Below are 20,000 nucleotides of genomic sequence, written 5' to 3'. Positions count from 1 at the left end.
AACTTACAAATTAAATGAAGCTCCAATATTTAAAGCAAACTGATTATGAATGTAATAACTAATGTCAGATTTATCATCGTTATATTTTGCTAAAGGGAATGATGCTTCTGTAAAAATTCCAAAACCATCAGTGAAAAAATACCGAGCTCCAACATGACCTCCAAAATTCTTTAAGCTAATGTTTAAACCAGGATAAAGATCAAAGTTTTCATCAATATTTACCACATTACCTAAGTTAGCATTAAAACGCCCTTTAATATCAAAGCGATCACCAAAACCAGCATCTAAACGATCATCAATTCCTAAAGCATAGGTAGAGGATACACCAATAGAGATGTTTTCGCCTAAACCATAGTCGTAATTTACGTTAATTCCTGTAGCTTCATCTTGCAAATTCAGTCCGACTTGAAATTTCTGGTCTCCTTTTCCTTTAAATGCTTGTGCATTTACTAATGAAAATGAAATTAATGCAATAAATAAAAATAAGTTTTTCATAATTAAAATGTCTTAAAGTTTTAAGCCTGTATATATTATAAATTCTTAAGATAGTTATTGGTCTTTGTTATGGCTTTTTCGTTTTTCCAATCTATCCAGTTCTGTCCTTTAATTCTACGCATTACATTATCAAAATGTCTCATGATAAAAATATTGTATAGCGCTTTTGATAAATTTTTAGGACGCTTTGCTATAGATCTTAGACTCATAGAAAAGCCTGGGGTCACATATTTCATGTAATGCCAATAGCCTTCAGGCATATAAAGGACTTCTCCATGGTTGAGTTCAGTAGTGTAACCTTTTGCATGTTGTAATGCTGGCCATTTTTTGAAATCTGGATTGGAAAAATCAATATCTTCTCTTGTGATTAAAGAGTGAGGTACTTTATATAGATACTTGTTTTGTTTTTGGTCAAAAAGGATAATTTGTTTTTTACCTTCAAAATGAAAATGAAAAATGTTAGCCAAATCAATATCATAATGCATAAAGGTATAAGAGTCTTCTCCACCAAAAAATAACATTGGTAGTCCTTTCATTAAGCGAATACCAAAATTAGGATAGCTAAAATCTTTTTGAAGTTGAGGTACTTCTTTTAAAATGTTCCAAAGAAAAATACGATAACGTGTAGGTTCTTTTTTAAGTAAATCTACATAGTCGCGCATTTTCATTTTAGCATGTGGCTCGTTAAAACCGTCTTTATAATCAACAGGTCTGTCGTCATAAAGTGGTACGGTTTTATCACCAGCAACCGACTTCATATAGTCTAAATTCCATTTGGAATACGCAGGCCAATCTTCGATAAAACGCTCTATAACCACAGGTTTTTGTGGTTTGTAATAGTGTTTTATGAAATCCTCTTTAGTGATGGTTTTTACTCGAGGGATGTCCTGAAGTTGTAATTTCAATGCTATTAATTTAGAACGCCAAAGTTAAGAAAACGTTACGAAATGAATTACATTGTATATTGAAAAATTTTACACTGAAAAGAATTACAGCCATTTAGATTCATTTTCGGTTGCATCCAAAATATCAATTTGCAAGACTTCGGCTAAATGTTTAGCTACTTCAAAAGCATCGTCTTTGTCAGTTGTTATGTAGGCTTCAATTTTTTTGTTAGAATTATAAAATAAATTCAATTTGATAATTTGATTTTCCCAAACTGCTGAAGCTCCCATTCCTTGTACTCGCTTGTTTTCTTTTGTTTTGAATACAGATACATATTCAATATCAGGTAAAGGTTTCCATTTACCTATATCAATTCCCAATGCGGAGTATAATTGACGATAGGTTTTATTGGCTAAGTTAATTTCAGAACCTTCTCTTAGCATAAGAAATACACCGATTCCTGAAAGAATTAAATTGAAGTAATTATTAAATATAAATCCATAGATTCCAAAACAAAACAATGTAACTCCTAGTACTTGTTTCATCACTGGTGCTTTTCGGATGTATTTTATCTTTTTATTCATAAAGTAAATTATAGTTTTTAGTAAAGAAAGAAAATCCGCTAAGTAGCGGATTTTCATTGTTTAGTTTTTATCATCTTCCTTTTTGCTAGGTAGAGATTTTGTCTCTTCTGGATCTTTTTTGTCTTTACCTTTAAGATACTCAGGTAAATCCATTCCTGCCATATTAAACATTTCTTGTAGAGGTGGTACAGCTTTGTACATTCCTGAGATAAAGTTAGATGTTGAAGATTTTCCGTCTTTATTACCTCCATTTTCCCAAACAGTTACTTTATCTATCTTAATATTTTTAATGGCTTCAGCTTGTGTTTTTACTAGTTCTGGTAACTTATCAGCAATTAATAAAAGTACAGCGTCTTTAGAGTTGTTACCAGCAGCTTTTACGATTTCATCTAAACCTGCAGCTTGTTTGGTTAATACTTCATAAAGCCCTTTTGCTTCTGCTTGCGCTTTAAACAATATAGCATCTGCTTCACCTTTTGCACGTCTTCTAATGCGTTCCGCTTCAGCTTCTGCATCAATTTCAGCTTTCTTTTTAGCAATTTCGGTTGGTACAATAACATCAGCCATTTGTGATGAGCGTTCACGTTCTGCTCTGGCAGTTTCAGCTTCTTGCTCAGCAGCATAAGACTCTTGTAATGCTTTTGCAGCTTGTACTTTCTCTGAAGCAATTGCTACACGCTCAGCTTCGGCTTCACGTTGACGACGTAAGGAATCTGAATTTGCAACCGAAATTTTAGCTGTATTTTCTCCTTCAACAGCTTTAGCATTTGCAGCGGCAACTTGTGTTTTTTCGTCCTGTACTGCATTAGCTTCACCAATAGCTCCATCTCTGTTTTTCTCAGCAACCGATTTACGAGCAGCATTAATAGCGTGTGCTGCAGCTTCTTTACCTAAAGCTTCAATGTATCCTGATTCATCAACAATATCAGTAATATTTACGTTGATGAGTTTAAGACCAACTTTTTTTAGCTCAGATTCTACAGACTGTGAAATATTGGTTAAGAATTTATCTCTATCTGAATTAATTTCTTCAATATCCATAGAAGCAACTACCAAACGTAACTGACCAAAAATAATTTCTTTAGCAAGTTCTTGAATGTCTTGTAAGCCTAAACCTAATAAACGTTCTGCTGCATTTTGCATTACTCCAGGTTCAGTAGAAACACCAATGGTAAAACGCGATGGTACATTTACACGAATGTTTTGTTTAGAAAGTGCGTTTACTAAATTTACTTCAATAGAAATTGGTGTTAAATCGAGATATTCATAATCTTGAATTACAGGAACTATAAAAGCAGCTCCACCATGAATACATTTGGCAGATTTTCCGCCTCCAACTTTTCCATAGACTACAAGTATTCTATCTGATGGACAACGTTTGTAACGCTTAATAAGGATAACTAAGGTTAAAACTATAAATAGTGCTACAAAAATAAGTAGCATTGGACCGCCTAAACTTTCAACGTTGAAGCTTTCCTGAAGGGTTAGAAATTTCATTTGAGTCATTTTAAAGATTTAATAGATTGTGTTATGATTTTATGATAGATTAATAGTGTGTGTTACTCAATTAAGTTGTTGTTACCGTTATTGAGTTTTTGATGCTCAGCAACTGAGGGTTCAATTGGTTTTCTGGTTTGGTCAACAATAAGAATACCATTAGAAGTAACGTCTACAACTTTAATTATTGTTCCAGATTTTAATTCGGTTAACGAGTCGGTTAAAGCGTCTAATTCACGCACAGTTCCTTGTACATTTACGCTTACTTTACCCATACTAGAGCGATCTGCACCAATAGTAAGGTAAACTTCACCAACTGCATCTATAGCATTTTTATAGTTAAGAGTTCCGCTATCGCTAAGCTTACTTATAAAATGAAACATTGCAGCCATGATTAGCATCATGAGTAAACCGCTAATCACAGAAATAATTATGGTTGTAGGCTTAGAATATCCTGCATTTAAACAAGCAATTCCACTCCAGCCAAAAATAGTAAAGAACCCAACCAAATTTTTGAATGTGATAAACTGAAAACCTGCACCTATGTCGCTATCGATATCAGTGTCAATATCGCCTAATTCATCAGCATCACCTCCCAAAAAGGCCATAAACATTACTGCCAAAAATACAACAGAACCTATAATGGCAACTACCCAATATACTTTAGGCAAAAATTCTAAATTTGAAAACCACTCTGTCATATTTTAAAGATTTTAAATGCGTTAATAAATATACAATCATTGTAAGATTATTCTATCTTATTTTTGAAAGTTTTCGACAAAGTTTAGCCACCTTATAGACTTACATAGTCTTGGATGTTTTTTGAAATCTTTTTTTGGATAGTGAATTATCCAAAATTTAGGAATGTCAATAGTATAAATTTAAGATGGTTAGTCTTGGCGGTTTTTAAACCATATTTTTTGAGCTCAAAAAAAGGAAGGTGTAAAAACTACTTTCAATATATCAGTAGTTTACAATTTAATTTTGTTACATTTTTGAAATAAATTAAATAAAAAATTCCTGTCTGAAATAGACAGGAATTACATTTAATGCGTTTACTTGTTTTTATCTAAAGTTATAACGCAACCCAAATAATACATTGCTTGGAGGCATTGGAACAAATCCTGACTCAATGTAATCTACATCAAAAATGTTGTTTGCAGTTACACTAAACTCAGCAGATTTTACTTTTACAATAACTGATGCATCCCAAACATTGTAAGTTTGTCCTGTAGTACGTTCGGCATATTTATAAACTATGTTTTGTCTTACATTTTTAAATAATTGAGAGCTAAACCTAGTAATGTATTGATGCTTCAAGGTATTTAATGAGTAACGTGATAAATCTTCGTTTTGATCTAAAATGTTATCATCTAAGTATGAATAGCCAAAGCCTAATGTTTGTTTATAGTTATTAATGTTGAAGTTATAGGCAGCATCAAACTCTAGTCCTTTGGTATTAACTTCGGTAATATTGGTAGCTGTGAAAGTGTCTTCAGACACGTCTGTTCTTACATAATCAATTAAATTTTTTGCGTCTCTGTTAAACGCTGCAATGCTAGCTGTAAGTTTTGCTGAAGTATATTTAAGACCTACTTCTTGTGCAAAAGCTTCTTCGGGTTCTAAGTTAGAATTTCCTTGGGTAACAGGGTCGCTATAATACAAGTCAGTGTAAGTAGGAATACGATAGGTATATCCAATATTTCCGTAAGCTTTTAAACGGTCTGAAATGTCATAACCAATATCTAAACCAGGAAATGCATGAAACTTAAAATCGGAAAAGTAAGTTAGTGCAACACCAGGAGTAACATCTAGTTTGTCATTAGCAAATTTAAATTGATGTTCAACAAAAGCTGTAGCCATAAAGCGGTTACGTTGTCCAAGGTTATTACTGCTAATGTAAACTTGGGATAAATCGATACCAAATCCTGTTACACCTGCTTTTGAAGTATAAGACGCATTGGCTTCAGCTCCTATTTTGTTTGTAATATGAAGGTTTCTGTAAAAACTAGGTTCTTCTCTACGTAGTAAAAAGAGGTCTTGGTTTCTTTTCCAGTAAACCCTTGGTTGTATCTTTAATTTGTTTGATGCAAATTTTGTTGTAAATGCTAAAAGGCTATTTTGGGTTTCTTCGTATTCAAAAAATGTTGGGTTTGTGGTATAAAAATTTTGAGCACCAAACTTTCTATCCATAAAGGTAGCAAGCATTTCAATAGGTTTATGTTTGGTATTGAAAATGCTTTTCAAAAAGAAATTGGTGTTATCATAATCGGTATTTGTACGATATCCATCCGAAGTCATTTTTCCTGCATGTACTAGGTGTTGAGAATTTTCAAGCGCACTAGCAGCAGTTATTGAACCGTTAAGTTGACCGAAAGAACCTGCTTCTGCATTAACAGACACTGATGTGTCTAACTTATTTTTGGTAACAATATTGATGGCACCATTAAAGGCGTTTTGGCCAAATATTCTAGCAGCAGGACCTTTAACAATTTCAATACGCTCAATAACTTCTAGCGGAAGTGCAGCATTCATAGTATGATGACCTGTTTGAGCATCGTCCATTTTTATACCATCAATTAGTAATAAGGTTTGATCAAAACCACCACCTCTTATGTATAAATCGGCTTGACTGCCTCCAGTACCACGACGTCTAATATCGACTCCTGCAAATTGCTGAAGTAAATCAGCAACATTAATTGCTGCGCTATTTTTTATATCCTTACTTGATATAACAGTAATGGTTCTTGAGTTTTCTTTAAACGGAACATCGATTCGTGTTGATGTTATTACAACCGAGTCTAGATTTTGTTCCTCTAGTTCTTGAGCTTGTATTGATAATGAAAAAATAAAAAGTACAGTAAATAAAGAGATTGCTCTCATAATATAAATGATTTTCGTGTTTTTAACGCTGCAAAAGTCGTAACTTTCCGGATCATTAAAATAGTCCAGTTTTAAAACAATGAGTAGTCCGGTTGAAGACAATCTTAAATCCTTAATTGCATTTGATAAAGCGTCAAGCACTTCGGTTTATATTCAAATTGCACAGCAAATGGTAAATGCTATCCAAAGAGGTTATTTACATGAAGGAATAGCACTTCCAGGAACACGAAAATTTGGTGAGATATTATCTATTAATAGAAATACAGCTGTTGCTGTTTATGATGAGTTAGCATCGCAAGGTTGGGTTGATATTGTACCCAATAAAGGAACGTTTGTACTGATGCCAGAGCAAAAAACGGCTGTCATTAAAGCTGCATCGCAAAGTATTGAACACTTAACAGCATATCCTGAAACTACAGGTTTTCCGTTTCAACCGTCTTTCAATTTGGCTTCTACCGAAGAAACAACACAATGTAATTATGTGATTAATGATGGTCAACCAGATTTAAGGTTGCATCCTACGCATCAGTTTTCAAGATGGTATAGTGCTTCTATGAAACGAACTGCTTTAATTTCTAAATGGAATCAAACCCATGAACAATCGCATTCAACATTCAATACACAATTGTGTAATTACCTTAATGCTACACGTGGGTTTCATATAAAACCGCATAACATTTTAAGTACAAGAAGTACTGAAATGAGTTTGTACATTGTATCTCGACTACTTATTCAACAAAATGACATTGTGCTTGTAGGCGATTTAAGTCACTACAAGTCTAATATGATTTTTCAACAGGCAGGAGCAACGCTAAAGACAATTCCTGTTGATGCTAATGGTATTGATGTAGATTTTATTGAAAGACATTTTACTAAAGGAAGCATACGTTGCGTTTATGTTTGTGCGCATAGGCAGTATCCAACTACGGTAACGCTTTCTGCGGAAAGACGTTTAAAACTGTTACAGTTAGCAAAGGTTTATGGTTTTGCTATCATTGAAGATGATTTTGACTACGATTTTCAATTTGATGGGTCTGCAATGTTACCAATGGCAAGTGCAGATGCTGAAGGTGTTGTTATCTATTTAGGACGATTGGGTCAGTCGTTTTTCCCAAGTTTTCAAGCTGGTTTTATAGTAGCTCCTCAAACTATTATTAAAGAAGCGAACAATTACTTGCAAATTTTGGATAAGCAAGGAGATTTAATTCAAAAGCAAATGCTTGCAGAACTTATTAATGAAGGCGAGATACACCGTTTAATTAAAAAGAATATTACCATTTATAAAGCACGACGAGACTATTTAATTTCTTGTTTACAACATCATTTTTGCGATGATTTGTATTGGAAAGTGCCTTCTGGTGGCTTAGCCATTTGGTTGCATTTTAAACCTAGTATATCGCTTGCTAAACTTGCTGAAAAAACTAAAGCGCGAAATTTATTGTTGCCAAAAACAATACTGTATCAAAGCAAAACTATTTGCGCTATTAGGTTTGGCTATGGACATTTAAATGAAGATGAAATAACTGCAGTCGTTACTATTTTAAAAGAGTCTTACACGGCAATTAAAGGTTTGTAGTTATTTTATATCAAATTCAGTATTGCATTCCTGACATCTGTATTTGTCTTTTGCATAAAATGGGAGAGTACTAAATAAAAACCCAATAAGGAAAGAGAAAAATGATTTAAAATCTTTAATAGTTGAAAACAACATTACTTTACTACTATTGCAGTTAGGGCATTGTATAGCGTTACCATCGTCATCTATAGAATATTTATTAATGGTTTCTAAAATATGTTGTGCTTTTAAAGCATCTTTAGCGAGTACTTTTAGCTTAACACCACCAATAGCATTGCTAACCAAAGGATCAGTATCTATAGTTAAATGATCACTTAAAAAGACTTCAATACCTTCAGATTCTAAACGTCCTTTTATAATTTGCGCTTCTGTAGAATACTGAAATTTTGCAATGGTTTTAAAGGTTGATGACATATTTGTTTTAAATGGATTATAAATATAGCTTTTTAGATTTTAGTTAAAATTATTGTTTTTCGATAATTTTTAATACATTTGTTATCGTTAAACGATAATTTAAGAATGAAGTCATTACAAGTTTTTAAAATAATGCATGTGATATCGTGGATTATTTTTATAGGATTAAGTATTAAGGCAGGTGCATTAATAATCTCATTTATTGTTAGCATTTTTGTGAATGAATTTGCGTCAAAGAACCTTTACCTTGGGTTAGATTTATTAAATGTGTACAATTTTAGTGTGTTTCATTACGCGAGCATAATTGTGTTATATATTCTTACCGCAATACTGAAAGCCTATTTATTCTATCTGTTGATTAAAGTGTTTAGACATTTAGATGTCAACAATCCGTTTAATTTAACAGTTGCAAAAACAATTACTAAAATTAGTTATGTCTCATTTTGTATAGGCTTAATTGCAGCACTAGCTTATGGATATACAGTTTGGCTTTCTCAAAAAGTGTTTTTTGCATTTAACTGGAATGCTTCAGGATTTCTTTTTATGGCTGGAGTTATATTTATAATAGCTTTTTTATATAAACGCGCTGTTGAATTACAAACAGAAAACGAATTAACTATATAATTATGCCAATAGTAGTCAATCTAGATGTTATGCTAGAAAAAAGAAATATGAAGAGCAACGAGCTGGCAGAAATTATAGGTATTACTACAGCAAACCTCTCTATTTTAAAAACAGGAAAAGCAAAAGCGATTCGGTTTTCAACTTTAGAAGCAATATGTAAAGCTTTGGATTGTCAGCCTTCAGATATTTTGGAGTATACTAAAGATTAAAACAATATAGGGTGTCACAGATATTTAACCTGTTTTGTTTCTCTATATACATCTTTATTTACCCACCTATGGTTGCCTCTTTCACGAGCGTCTAACAAATCAATGTTTAATTTATCAGAAAAAATAAAGGCCTTTTCAATAACTGAATCATAATCATCAAGTAAAAAAAGGTTTAAAAATTCATTGTTTCCATACCATAAGTTTACTTGGTAACTACCTCGTGAGCTAAACATTGAAATGTAATTTAAGTCTTCAAGATTTTGCCATTTTTCATTATGATTAAATATACCTATAGTGTAGGAATGTTTTATTTTATGCTCACTGAAGTTAAAATGTATTGAATGTTGTGCTACAATTGGAGTAAAGCAATAAATAAGCGTTATGAAAATTAAAATAGAGAAAATAATCATTTTAATAATATCAGAAGATGTTAAGCTTTGAATAATATTACTACTAAAAATGAAGTACATAAGACCAAAAAACGATGTAAAAATTAGTGAAAATACAATACGGTAAAACCAAGGTACATTAGGTTCTTTAATTATAAATTCACTTTTATACATATTAGTAAATGTACTGACTTAGGTTAAATTATGAGTCATGGTTATTTTAATTAAAGCTACATAAAAAAAGCCAAACATTATTGTTTGGCTTTTTAATATTAAGAATAAAGAAATGTAATTAGTCAGCTAATACAATTACTTTATTGTCTTTCATTTCAATAGTTCCTGAATTAATTTTCACAGTTAGTATTTTGTCATTATCGTTATGAGGAACAACACTTGCATGTAGCTCATCAAATACTAAATGACTTTGTGTGTGAGTGTGGATTCTAATAGTTCCTTCTTTTAAAAGCGACACGATAGGAGCGTGGTCTTTTAACATTTCAAACTCACCATTAACTCCAGGAACAACAACAGAATCTACTTCTGATGAAAAAATTGTTGCTTCAGGTGATACAATTTCTAAATACATAGTTTTTTAGTTTTCAGTAGCAGTTTGCAGTCAATAAAGACTGACTACTGCCAACTAATTTTAAGCTTCAGCTAACATTTTCTCACCAGCCTCAATCGCTTCTTCGATAGTTCCTTTAAGGTTAAACGCTGCTTCTGGTAAGTGATCTAATTCACCTTCCATAATCATGTTAAATCCTTTAATTGTGTCTTTAATATCTACTAAAACACCTGGAATACCAGTAAATTGTTCTGCTACGTGGAAAGGTTGAGATAAGAAACGTTGTACACGACGCGCACGAGATACAGCCAATTTATCTTCTTCAGATAATTCTTCCATACCAAGAATTGCGATAATGTCTTGTAATTCTTTATAACGTTGTAATAACTCTTTTACACGTTGTGCACAGTCATAGTGCTCATTTCCTAAAATATCAGCAGTTAAAATTCTTGATGTAGAATCTAATGGATCTACCGCAGGGTAAATACCAAGCTCTGCAATTTTACGAGATAATACTGTTGTTGCATCTAAGTGAGCAAACGTTGTTGCAGGAGCAGGATCCGTTAAATCATCCGCAGGTACGTAAACCGCTTGTACAGATGTAATAGAACCTTTTTTAGTTGACGTAATACGCTCTTGCATCGCACCCATTTCAGTTGCTAATGTAGGTTGGTAACCTACCGCAGATGGCATACGACCTAAAAGTGCAGATACCTCCGAACCAGCTTGAGTAAAACGGAAGATGTTATCTACGAAGAAAAGTACGTCTTTTCCTTGACCGTCACCAGCTCCATCACGGAAATATTCTGCTATAGTTAATCCTGAAAGTGCTACACGAGCACGAGCTCCAGGAGGCTCATTCATTTGTCCGAATACGAAAGTAGCTTTAGAACCTTTCATAGCAGTTTTATCTACTTTAGATAAATCCCATCCACCATCTTCCATAGAGTGCATAAAGTCATCACCATATTTAATAATACCAGACTCTAACATCTCACGAAGTAAATCGTTTCCTTCACGAGTTCTTTCTCCAACACCTGCAAATACTGAAAGACCACCATGTCCTTTTGCAATATTGTTAATTAACTCCTGAATTAATACGGTTTTACCTACACCAGCACCACCAAATAATCCAATTTTACCACCTTTAGCATAAGGCTCAATAAGATCAATTACTTTAATACCTGTAAAAAGTACTTCAGTAGAAGTTGATAAATCTTCAAATTTTGGCGCTTGTCTGTGAATTGGTAAACCTGCGTCACCAGCTTTAGGTAAATTTCCAATACCATCAATAGCATCTCCAATTACATTAAATAGACGTCCGTAAACATCTTCACCAATTGGCATTTGAATAGGAGCACCTGTAGCAGTAACTTCTGTTCCTCTACTTAAACCATCAGAAGAGTCCATTGCAATAGTACGTACAGTATCTTCACCAATGTGAGATTGTACCTCTAGTACTAGAACAGAACCATCAGGTCTTTTAATTTCTAACGAATCATAAATTTTTGGAAGTTCAGCACCAGCTCCGAATTCAACATCGATAACTGGACCTACTATTTGTGCAACTTTACCTGTAACTTTTGACATTACTTATGTGTTTAATATTATGCAATTTAATTGAATGAAAACACCTATTGTTTTCGCGCTGCAAATATATGAGTTTTAATTTAAAAACTCTATCATTTTTTTAGGCTTTTTAAGCATAAAAAAACACCTTCAAGTTGAAGGTGTTTTGTATAAGATTTTTTAAGATAGTTTATTGAAGTGTAGGAGAGTAATTTGTTGGGTAATTTCCAATGTTTACCAAATTACCTGAAGCTTCAAAGTTTGAACCGTAAGTAGCGTCAATTGCTTTCATAAATTCATTTGCAAGTAAAGCATAACCTCTAGATGTTGGATGTACACCATCTAATGAGAACGCTCCACCTGTAACTAAATCAGAAGTTAGTGTAAAGTCACCATCAGAATATCCGCTACTTGCTAATTGCATCATCAATGAGTTAGCATCAACAAATGCTAAACCAGCAGATGTAGCAGCAGTTTCAAGCGTTGCATTAAAGCTTGCTGTTGCAGAAGCGATTTCAGCTTGCTCTGTTGGTATTAATACCCACTTATCTTCTAAAGGTAAAGTAATCCCTTCGATTGCAAATTGACCTGCTAATTCGGCTGGTAAACCTTGACCTGCTAAAAAGCCAGCATAATCCATATTCACTTCACCAATCACTGAACTACTTGGTAATACGAATAAGTCGTTTTCAGTAGCTTGTCTTGTTTGCCCATAAGTTTGCCCTAAAAGGTTAGCTACTAACTGTACAACAATAGGGTTACTACCATCTAAACCAAATTGTGCTATAAAAGCAGGGAATGTTGGACTTGCCATTAGTGCTCCTGTAATTTGAGCTGAAATATCATCTAAGCTTTCGTCTTTAATAACTACAGCACTTGCTTCAGTTTCAGAAAAAACTATAGCTCTTTCAGGTTGACCTAAAGCAACATAAATTTGGTTTATAGCACCAAAAATTGAGTTTAATAATGGTATTTGAGGACCAAAATCTTCATTTGTTGGGTCTAATGGGTTGTGAGGTACTGTAGTAAAATGTGGTATTGAAGTCACATCAGGAATGTTAGCCATTACACCTTTTGCACCACCAGAAGTTAATGTAGTTACTAAGGTGTTTATAGCAAAATCAAAAGTGGCTTGGTCAGTTATTGCACTTGAACCATCACCACCAGAAGTAGCATATCCTAAAACATCATTGTTACCAGCCCATAATGTAAAGAAAGTTGGTGATTGCGCCATTGCAAGTTCTAATACACTTGCATCAGGAGTAGCACCTGTCATTCTTATGAAATATGGGTTAGCAGCAGCAGGGAAATTAGCGATGTTACCATATCCTGGAGCTATTAAGTGAAAACTAGCTGCACCAGGAACTCCCATATTATTAAAAGGACCAGTTGGGTTGTTTAGTAAGAAATCAGTTGTTGAAGTTACAGGACCAATAACATCTTCTAGGTCTTGTGGAGCTCCACCAGTAGTTACTAATCTAGGCTTAAATAGTTGCTCTCCAGTTAAAGGATGAAAAACAGGAGTTCCGCCTAATATAAGACCTCCAATATTATCATTCATTAATGGTTGAGTAAAACTTCCACCTCCAGCAAAAGCAAATTGAGTTGCTAAAATATTTGGAAGTGAGTTTTCTTGAGATGCAATGAACAATGCGTTGTCAGAAAATCCAGCGGTTAAAGAATTTCCTACTGATACATAGTTAGAAAAATCTGCTTCTCCAGCAGTTAAAGCTGGTAACTCCATTCCACCACCATTTGATGAATCGTCGTCATTTTCACAAGCTGTAAATCCTAATAATACAGCAAGTAACCATATATATTTTACTTTCATAATATTCTTTTTCATGTTATTATAAGTTGTTAATTGTCCAAGATACATAGTACATTGAACCTATATTACCAGTACCAATTGCTGTAAAGTATTCATCTCCTAGAATATTAGTTGCTCCTGCTTTAAATGTAGATTTAAAAGAAGGTACTCTAAGGTTGATTTGAGCATCTAAAGTATGGTATGAAGGAATCTCTCCGTCACCAAAAGTAGCTTGCCAGTAATAGTTGTCACTCCATCTCCAAGCTAAGTTAAAACCAAAGTTTTTAAATAAATCGGTATTACCAAAACTAGCTTTTACTTTATGCTCAGGAGTATTAAAGTTTGTTCTAAAATCAGGGAATGCGTCTTCATCAAAATCTTGCTTAGCATAAGTATAGTTACCGCTTAAATCAAAGTCACCAAATACTTTAGTAGAAACTCCAATAGAACCACCAAATGCATTCACATCTGCAGGAGAGTTTGTATAAGTTTGATATACTTTATAATCTCCATTTGCTACAGCAGCTAGTGAAAGAGAGTTGTCACCAACTTCACCATATAACGGAGCAATTACATTTTCACCTGAAATGAAATCTTGGTACTTATTGTAATAAACACTTAAGTCAACAATCGTTTTGTTTAGTTTTCCACGATACCCTACTTCAAATGAAGTTACTTTTTCTGGCGTTACTAAATCAGAATTAGCAATCACTAAGTCTGCTGGGTTTTCTGATTGCGCAAATGCTTGAACAGATGTTGCAAGATATGAGTTTTCATAAGCTGCTCTACCTGATTGTTGAACTGTAGATGGTACACCTAATAATTGACCAGATGCACTAACGCCATATGTTCTTGTATAACGATCTAAGTTATCAGGAGCAGAACCAACCAATATTGCTCTACCAGCATCTAATCCAATAAATAAATCTTGAGTAGTTGGGTTTCTAAAACCTGTTTGGAATGACCCTCTAATGTTGTGGTTTTCATTGATAGTGAAACCAGCTGAAAGTCTTGGAGATAAGAAACCATCAAAGAATTCAGATTTGTCATATCTAATAGATCCTGTAAGCTTAAGTTTTAAATTCTCATTAAGGTCTAGTTGTTTTTGTAACTGAGTGTATAATCCATATTCGTTATAGTCAATATTTCCATCATAATCAGTATAGATTGTACCGAATGAATTTAAGCTGTATTGTCTGTAAGAACCACCAACTTGAATTTCTATTTCATCCCAAAGGTGGCTAAAGTTATAATTACCATCTACATGATAGTATTTAGAAGCATCTTGGAATTTTGATCCACTAGCAAAATCAGGGTTAGTAATTACATTATTAAATGCAGCTTGGAATTCTGGAGTTCCAGGTACTAATCTTCCAGTTTCAGCAGCAGCTCTAGCAGCAGCGTGTGCTTGAGTATCATTTGCACCACCTAAAGTTGCAGCAGCATATGTTTGTATGTATTGCCCAAACCAATCTTCATCACTTTTCCAACTTCTATTGATATTAATTCCTGTAAATACCATGTCATAAGAATCACCTGCTTTGTCAGATACAATATATCCTCTTAAAAAGAAATTATCGTTTTTAACTTCAATTTTATGTTGTTCCTGAGTAAACCCATTAATGTAATACCTGTTAGTTCCTTGGTAAATTGTTGACCCAGTACCTACTTTACCAACATATTGAATTTCGAAGTCATTAGCCCATGGACGATAGTATAATCCCCAATCAGCCTTTACACTTTCAGCATTATAATCAGTTAGGTCTTCTTCATTGTAACCAGTTCTACTAACAACAACATCTGGAATTATTCCTAATCCTCCAGAAGCAGCTCTGATGTTAGTTGCAACCTCATCACCATAAACATTGTATCCATCGTAACCTAGAGCATCTCTTGTGTCTCCAGTTCCTGGTTTACCATTGTAGTTATTAGCAGCCCAATCGGTTCCTTTTAACCAACCAAAATTCACTTTAGCAGCAAACTTATCACTAAACTTATAAGCCATTCTTATTCCTGCATCTCTATAAGTGTTGTCTCCAGCAGCATCTTGAGATGTCATACCTTGCTTGTAATATCCACTTATACCTTGATGGTCAAAAGGACTCTTACTTCTCATAAATAGTATACCATTAAAAGCATTTGCTCCATATAATGCAGAAGCAGCTCCTGGTAAAAGCTCAACACTTTGAATGTCTGTTTCATTCATACCCATAAGGTTACCTATAGGGAAGTTAAGTGCAGGTGTGGAGTTGTCCATACCATCTACTAACTGCATAAATCTTGTGTTTGCAAAGGTTGCAAAACCACGAGTGTTAACAGATTTAAAGGTTAAACTGTTGGTGTTTACGTCAACACCTTTTAAGTTTTCAAGACCATCATAAAAATCTGCTGAAGCAGTATTCTTGATTTCTTTTAATCCAAAACGCTCAACTGTAACAGGAGATTCGAAAATTCGTTCAGGAGTTCTTGAAGCTGAAATAACAACTTCATCTAATGAGGTTCCTTCAACTAAAATAACTTCTACTGTTTGAGGGTTTGTGGTTATTTCTTTTGTTACTGTTTCAAAGCCAACACTACTTATTTGTATAGAAAATGGTGGCTCTTGATTGTAGGTTAGGGTAAATTTACCATCAAAATCTGAAATTGTACCTGTTGTTGTACCTACTACTATTATATTCGCTCCAGGTAATGGTTGACCGTTATTGTCAGTCACAGTCCCTTTCACGGTAGTTTGTGCAAAGGAAACAGCACAACAAAACAGCATAAAAATCTTAAGAATTGTTTTCATGTATAGAGAATTAGTTAATTTATTAATGGCAATATAAATAAATATACGAAATTTTAATGCGTTTTTTTAAAAAAGTATGCACGCATAGTAAAATTTTGAAAATATTTAAGGGCTAAAATTGTGTTTTTAGCAATTTTGAACACTTAAACTGAGAATTTAACATTTGATATTTAGTAAAATAAGAGCAAATTTACTCTACAGTTACTGACTTTGCTAAGTTTCTTGGTTGGTCTACATTTTTATTTAGCATTACTGCAATATGATATGATAATAATTGAAGCGGGATTGTAGTAACTAATGGAGATAACGACTCTAGAGTTTCAGGAACTTCAATAACGTGGTCAGCTAACTCTTTTACTTGCTGGTCACCTTCAGTAACTATTCCAATTATTTTTCCTTTTCTAGATTTTATTTCTTGAATATTACTTACAACTTTATCATAGTGTCCTTTTTTTGTAGCAATGACTACAATAGGCATGTTTTCATCTATTAATGCTATTGGGCCATGTTTCATTTCTGCTGCAGGATAACCTTCGGCATGGATGTATGAAATTTCTTTAAGCTTTAGAGCGCCTTCAAGTGCAACAGGGAAGTTGTAACCTCTTCCTAAATACAGGAAGTTTTTTACATCTTTATAAATGTTGGCTATAGTTTTTACATAGTCATCAGATTTTAGAACTTTTTCCACTTTACCAGGAATAAGTTCTAATTCGATTAAGTGATGTCTATAGTCTGAACTTGAAATAGTTCCTTTTGCTCTAGCTAATCTTAAAGCAATAAGCGTTAAGACAGTAATTTGTGTTGTGAACGCTTTTGTAGAAGCAACACCAATTTCTGGTCCAGCATGAGTGTAAGCTCCAGCGTCAGTTTCTCTTGCTATAGAAGAGCCTACTACATTACAAACACCAAAAACAAAAGCACCTTTAGATTTAGCGAGTTTTATTGCGGCCAATGTGTCAGCGGTTTCACCTGATTGCGAAATGGCTATCACTAAGTCTTTTTCTGTTATAACTGGGTTTCTATATCTAAACTCTGAGGCATATTCAACTTCAACAGGTATTCTTGCTAAGTCCTCAAAGATGTACTCTGAAACTAAACCTGCATGCCAAGAGGTTCCACAAGCCACAACAATAATCCTGTCAGCATTAAGAAATTTTTTCATGTTATCCTCAACACCAGACATTTTTATTATGGCTTCATTGGTTCTTAATCGACCTCTAAAAGTATCTAAAATTGCTCTAGGTTGCTCATATATTTCTTTAAGCATGAAATGGTCATAACCCCCTTTTTCAATTTGTTCAAGATTGAGTTGTAACTCTTGCATGTAAGGAGCAACAGGAGAGTCGTCTTTAATTTTCCTGATTTTAACTTCCTTGTCTCTTCTCACTATTGCCATTTCTTCGTCTTCAAGATAAATGGCGTTTTTAGTGTATTCTAAAAATGGAGATGCATCACTAGCAATGAAAAATTCATCATCACCAATACCAATGGCTAATGGACTTCCTAATCTAGCAACGACAATTTCGTTAGGTTTGTTTTTGTCAAACACAGCAATGGCATAAGCACCTACAACTTGATTTAAGGCAATTTGAACAGCTTTACCTAGTTTTGTGTTTTCCTTTTTCATCACATCTTCAATCAAATTGACAAGAACTTCTGTGTCTGTATCTGATTTAAAAGTGTACCCTCTTTTTATAAGTTCTTTTTTTAAAGACTCATAGTTTTCGATTATTCCATTATGAATAATAACAAGGTTGCCTGAATTTGAATAGTGTGGATGAGAGTTTATATCGTTTGGAACACCATGAGTTGCCCATCTAGTATGACCAATTCCTAGAGTTCCATTTGTAGTTATTTCTTTTTCTAAACGTGCTTCTAAATCGGCAACTTTTCCTTTTGTTTTGGAAAGTTTTATATCAGAGCCATCATAAAGTGCAATACCTGCACTGTCGTAGCCTCTATATTCTAATCGTTTTAAACCTTTTAGAATTATTGGGTAAGCTTCTCGATGTCCAATATAGCCAACTATTCCGCACATAATATTTTAGTTATTTGGTTCGGTATAAAAGATTTCTAAATATACCTTTTTTTCTTCGTTTGTTGTGTTGTTTCCAAATAAAACAGTTCCTTCAGGACATATAATAGAACTACCAGGAATCCTATTAAAATCCTCATCATCAGTTTGAAAGCTATATTGTACTGTGTTGTTTTCAAAATCAACATTGCTGCTAACGGTTAACCCAAGCTTTACATTGGTAGAGTCGTTAAGTAAAATATTGTTGATGTGTTCAGTGATTCTAATTTTATATTTTATTCCTTTTCCTAAATCATCAGAACCAGTATCTTCTCTTTGTAAAGCGCCTAGGTGATTAGCTTTAGATAAAAGAGGGTATGTTGTGTTAGTTAAGTCGTAGTAATAATCTATCAAAGGAGTTTGATTTTTTAAATCGTATAAATAAACTCTATCTGGTTCAGTTTCGTTGTCACCAATCATCATATCTTGGTCAACATAAAACACTAGGTTAGCTTCGTTTATTAACCAGTTATTTGATTTGAATTCTTCTAGCTCAGGAGAATCTCCATTTTCGTCTCCATTAAATAAATTAATTATAGCCATCGAGCCTTCACCACCTTTTAGGTAAAGTTTTTCGTCACCATTAACAGCATCTCCATCGTCAAGAGGTATGGTGTATTCATTTTCAAGAATGTTAAACCTGTTACCGCTAAAGTCAATTGTATATGTTGAAGCTATTCTGTCTCCATCATCAGATATTGGGTCTTTGGTGTAATGTAGAGTAATATTAGCATTACTGCTAGCAAGATTTAAAAGAAGAAAGTTACCATCTCCACCAACAGCTTCGGCTTTAAAGTATAAGCCTCTGAAGTAGTCGCTAAAATTATTTTGATTTGTTAGTTCTGGTTCTCCTTCTTTGTCAAGAATTTTTTCTTGCCAATAAGCATTGTCTAATTTGATACGTAAAGCTGGTTGTAATCTATCAGAAATTTCCATTTCTCCATCCTCGTTTTCTTCTTTCAATACGATTTGATCTGGACTAGGTTGGAAGTTTTCTTCAAAATATAATAATTGTCCTTCAAATTCAACTGGATTGATTAGGTCAGAACTAGAAGTAGAAGCATTAGAATAGTAACGTTGGGTTATATCAAATTCAGAAGTTGGATCAAAGTCTCTTAAAAAATAATTGCTTTCATAAATTGATAAATCAATATAATTGTTGCTATATAATGAGTCTAACTTGTATGATGTAGAACCATCGCTATTTACTTCTGTAGCAGTACTAAAATAAGGAATTGTAAGTACTACCGAGTCAAGTTCTATATTTTCTCCAAAATCTGGATCTAAAGTTGAAATGTTAAGTTGAGTTACAAAGCTAGCTGTAGTTCTACCATAAACAGGGTCGTTGTATACACCAAAAGGGTTTACTGGAAGATTGTTTGTTTGTACAGGAGGCAGCTTTTTGTTGTAAGCTATAACATCATACTGGATTTGGCTTGAATTGAAATGTGTAGCATTATCTCCATTTATGATATCTGAATCAATACTTGCAAAATCTTTATCACATGCAATAAATGAGCTTATTAACACTGTTAAAATAGCAATGTATTTCAGGGCAAACTTTATCTTTTTCATTTAAAATTTTTGTTTTTTGATTGTCAAATGTAACATCTTATCTTTTTTGATGCCTTTGGTTTA

General features: G+C 33.5%; 17 protein-coding genes. 3 read left to right on the top strand and 14 right to left on the bottom strand.

What is annotated here, in order from left to right:
* Nucleotides 1-3 precede the first annotated feature (3 nt).
* The 6 genes from DMZ43_RS03590 to DMZ43_RS03565 all read right to left on the bottom strand — a co-directional run bounded on the left by DMZ43_RS03590 (nt 4) and on the right by DMZ43_RS03565 (nt 6,344).
* Complete coding sequence (locus tag DMZ43_RS03590) at nt 4-495, bottom strand: DUF6646 family protein (RefSeq protein WP_131506252.1); 492 nt, start codon at nt 493-495, stop codon at nt 4-6.
* Nucleotides 496-530: 35 nt separating this feature from the next.
* On the bottom strand, nt 531-1,400 hold the full coding sequence (locus tag DMZ43_RS03585) for a cupin-like domain-containing protein (protein ID WP_131506251.1): 870 nt from the start codon (nt 1,398-1,400) through the stop codon (nt 531-533).
* Between the two features lie 84 nt (nt 1,401-1,484).
* On the bottom strand, nt 1,485-1,964 hold the full coding sequence (locus DMZ43_RS03580) for a hypothetical protein (protein WP_131506250.1): 480 nt from the start codon (nt 1,962-1,964) through the stop codon (nt 1,485-1,487).
* A gap of 60 nt (nt 1,965-2,024) precedes the next feature.
* Nucleotides 2,025-3,461 (bottom strand): flotillin family protein, encoded by a 1,437-nt coding sequence (locus DMZ43_RS03575; protein ID WP_131506249.1) that lies wholly within the window; start codon nt 3,459-3,461, stop codon nt 2,025-2,027.
* Between the two features lie 62 nt (nt 3,462-3,523).
* Nucleotides 3,524-4,162: a hypothetical protein gene (locus DMZ43_RS03570; RefSeq protein WP_131506248.1), complete on the bottom strand. Its 639-nt coding sequence runs from the start codon at nt 4,160-4,162 to the stop codon at nt 3,524-3,526.
* A 364-nt stretch (nt 4,163-4,526) separates the two neighbouring features.
* Nucleotides 4,527-6,344 (bottom strand): TonB-dependent siderophore receptor, encoded by a 1,818-nt coding sequence (locus tag DMZ43_RS03565; RefSeq protein WP_131506247.1) that lies wholly within the window; start codon nt 6,342-6,344, stop codon nt 4,527-4,529.
* A gap of 79 nt (nt 6,345-6,423) precedes the next feature.
* Here DMZ43_RS03565 and DMZ43_RS03560 point away from each other — a divergent pair, with 79 nt between their 5' ends.
* A complete protein-coding gene (locus tag DMZ43_RS03560; protein WP_131506246.1) occupies nt 6,424-7,920 on the top strand; it encodes a PLP-dependent aminotransferase family protein in 1,497 nt (498 codons plus the stop codon).
* On the opposite strand, the gene DMZ43_RS03555 is transcribed toward DMZ43_RS03560, so the two are convergent.
* Nucleotides 7,921-8,334 (bottom strand): putative signal transducing protein, encoded by a 414-nt coding sequence (locus DMZ43_RS03555; protein WP_131506245.1) that lies wholly within the window; start codon nt 8,332-8,334, stop codon nt 7,921-7,923.
* A gap of 105 nt (nt 8,335-8,439) precedes the next feature.
* On the opposite strand from DMZ43_RS03555, the gene DMZ43_RS03550 reads away from it, so the two are divergent.
* Together DMZ43_RS03550 and DMZ43_RS03545 are read left to right on the top strand one after the other, a co-directional pair.
* Complete coding sequence (locus tag DMZ43_RS03550) at nt 8,440-8,958, top strand: DUF2975 domain-containing protein (RefSeq protein WP_131506244.1); 519 nt, start codon at nt 8,440-8,442, stop codon at nt 8,956-8,958.
* A gap of 2 nt (nt 8,959-8,960) precedes the next feature.
* Nucleotides 8,961-9,167 carry a helix-turn-helix transcriptional regulator gene (locus DMZ43_RS03545; protein ID WP_131506243.1) on the top strand — a complete coding sequence of 69 codons (207 nt, stop codon included), beginning with the start codon at nt 8,961-8,963 and terminating at the stop codon, nt 9,165-9,167.
* Between the two features lie 14 nt (nt 9,168-9,181).
* Here DMZ43_RS03545 and DMZ43_RS03540 read toward each other — a convergent pair whose 3' ends face one another.
* From DMZ43_RS03540 to DMZ43_RS03510, 7 genes are all read right to left on the bottom strand, one after another.
* A complete protein-coding gene (locus tag DMZ43_RS03540; protein WP_131506242.1) occupies nt 9,182-9,730 on the bottom strand; it encodes a hypothetical protein in 549 nt (182 codons plus the stop codon).
* Between the two features lie 118 nt (nt 9,731-9,848).
* A complete protein-coding gene (locus DMZ43_RS03535) occupies nt 9,849-10,142 on the bottom strand; it encodes a F0F1 ATP synthase subunit epsilon (RefSeq protein ID WP_129759603.1) in 294 nt (97 codons plus the stop codon).
* 60 nt (nt 10,143-10,202) lie between these two features.
* Entirely contained in the window at nt 10,203-11,711 is a 1,509-nt protein-coding gene (gene atpD, locus DMZ43_RS03530) for a F0F1 ATP synthase subunit beta (RefSeq protein WP_131506241.1), read from the bottom strand.
* A gap of 169 nt (nt 11,712-11,880) precedes the next feature.
* Nucleotides 11,881-13,536, bottom strand: coding sequence for a G-D-S-L family lipolytic protein (locus DMZ43_RS03525; protein ID WP_238155762.1), 1,656 nt, complete (start codon nt 13,534-13,536; stop codon nt 11,881-11,883).
* 4 nt (nt 13,537-13,540) lie between these two features.
* Entirely contained in the window at nt 13,541-16,288 is a 2,748-nt protein-coding gene (locus DMZ43_RS03520; protein WP_131506240.1) for a TonB-dependent receptor domain-containing protein, read from the bottom strand.
* 190 nt (nt 16,289-16,478) lie between these two features.
* Complete coding sequence (gene glmS, locus DMZ43_RS03515) at nt 16,479-18,326, bottom strand: glutamine--fructose-6-phosphate transaminase (isomerizing) (protein WP_131506239.1); 1,848 nt, start codon at nt 18,324-18,326, stop codon at nt 16,479-16,481.
* A 6-nt stretch (nt 18,327-18,332) separates the two neighbouring features.
* On the bottom strand, nt 18,333-19,937 hold the full coding sequence (locus DMZ43_RS03510; RefSeq protein ID WP_131506238.1) for a DUF4270 domain-containing protein: 1,605 nt from the start codon (nt 19,935-19,937) through the stop codon (nt 18,333-18,335).
* Nucleotides 19,938-20,000 lie beyond the last annotated feature (63 nt).

Source organism: Meridianimaribacter sp. CL38 (assembly GCF_004328055.1).
Classification (GTDB): Bacteria; Bacteroidota; Bacteroidia; order Flavobacteriales; family Flavobacteriaceae; genus Gaetbulibacter_B; species Gaetbulibacter_B jejuensis.
Note: the sequence above shows the minus strand (reverse complement) of the source record. Positions and strands in the feature narration are given on the sequence as shown.

Bases quoted from the DNA above. Each gene is read 5' to 3' on its own strand.
- DMZ43_RS03510 (WP_131506238.1), bottom strand. From the start codon at position 19,937: ATGAAAAAGATAAAGTTTGCCCTGAAATACATTGCTATTTTAACAGTG.
- DMZ43_RS03560 (WP_131506246.1), top strand. From the start codon at position 6,424: ATGAGTAGTCCGGTTGAAGACAATCTTAAATCCTTAATTGCATTTGAT.
- DMZ43_RS03550 (WP_131506244.1), top strand. From the start codon at position 8,440: ATGAAGTCATTACAAGTTTTTAAAATAATGCATGTGATATCGTGGATT.
- glmS (WP_131506239.1), bottom strand. From the start codon at position 18,326: ATGTGCGGAATAGTTGGCTATATTGGACATCGAGAAGCTTACCCAATA.
- DMZ43_RS03590 (WP_131506252.1), bottom strand. From the start codon at position 495: ATGAAAAACTTATTTTTATTTATTGCATTAATTTCATTTTCATTAGTA.
- DMZ43_RS03555 (WP_131506245.1), bottom strand. From the start codon at position 8,334: ATGTCATCAACCTTTAAAACCATTGCAAAATTTCAGTATTCTACAGAA.
- DMZ43_RS03545 (WP_131506243.1), top strand. From the start codon at position 8,961: ATGCCAATAGTAGTCAATCTAGATGTTATGCTAGAAAAAAGAAATATG.
- atpD (WP_131506241.1), bottom strand. From the start codon at position 11,711: ATGTCAAAAGTTACAGGTAAAGTTGCACAAATAGTAGGTCCAGTTATC.
- DMZ43_RS03570 (WP_131506248.1), bottom strand. From the start codon at position 4,162: ATGACAGAGTGGTTTTCAAATTTAGAATTTTTGCCTAAAGTATATTGG.
- DMZ43_RS03575 (WP_131506249.1), bottom strand. From the start codon at position 3,461: ATGAAATTTCTAACCCTTCAGGAAAGCTTCAACGTTGAAAGTTTAGGC.
- DMZ43_RS03540 (WP_131506242.1), bottom strand. From the start codon at position 9,730: ATGTATAAAAGTGAATTTATAATTAAAGAACCTAATGTACCTTGGTTT.
- DMZ43_RS03535 (WP_129759603.1), bottom strand. From the start codon at position 10,142: ATGTATTTAGAAATTGTATCACCTGAAGCAACAATTTTTTCATCAGAA.
- DMZ43_RS03520 (WP_131506240.1), bottom strand. From the start codon at position 16,288: ATGAAAACAATTCTTAAGATTTTTATGCTGTTTTGTTGTGCTGTTTCC.
- DMZ43_RS03565 (WP_131506247.1), bottom strand. From the start codon at position 6,344: ATGAGAGCAATCTCTTTATTTACTGTACTTTTTATTTTTTCATTATCA.
- DMZ43_RS03580 (WP_131506250.1), bottom strand. From the start codon at position 1,964: ATGAATAAAAAGATAAAATACATCCGAAAAGCACCAGTGATGAAACAA.
- DMZ43_RS03525 (WP_238155762.1), bottom strand. From the start codon at position 13,536: ATGAAAAAGAATATTATGAAAGTAAAATATATATGGTTACTTGCTGTA.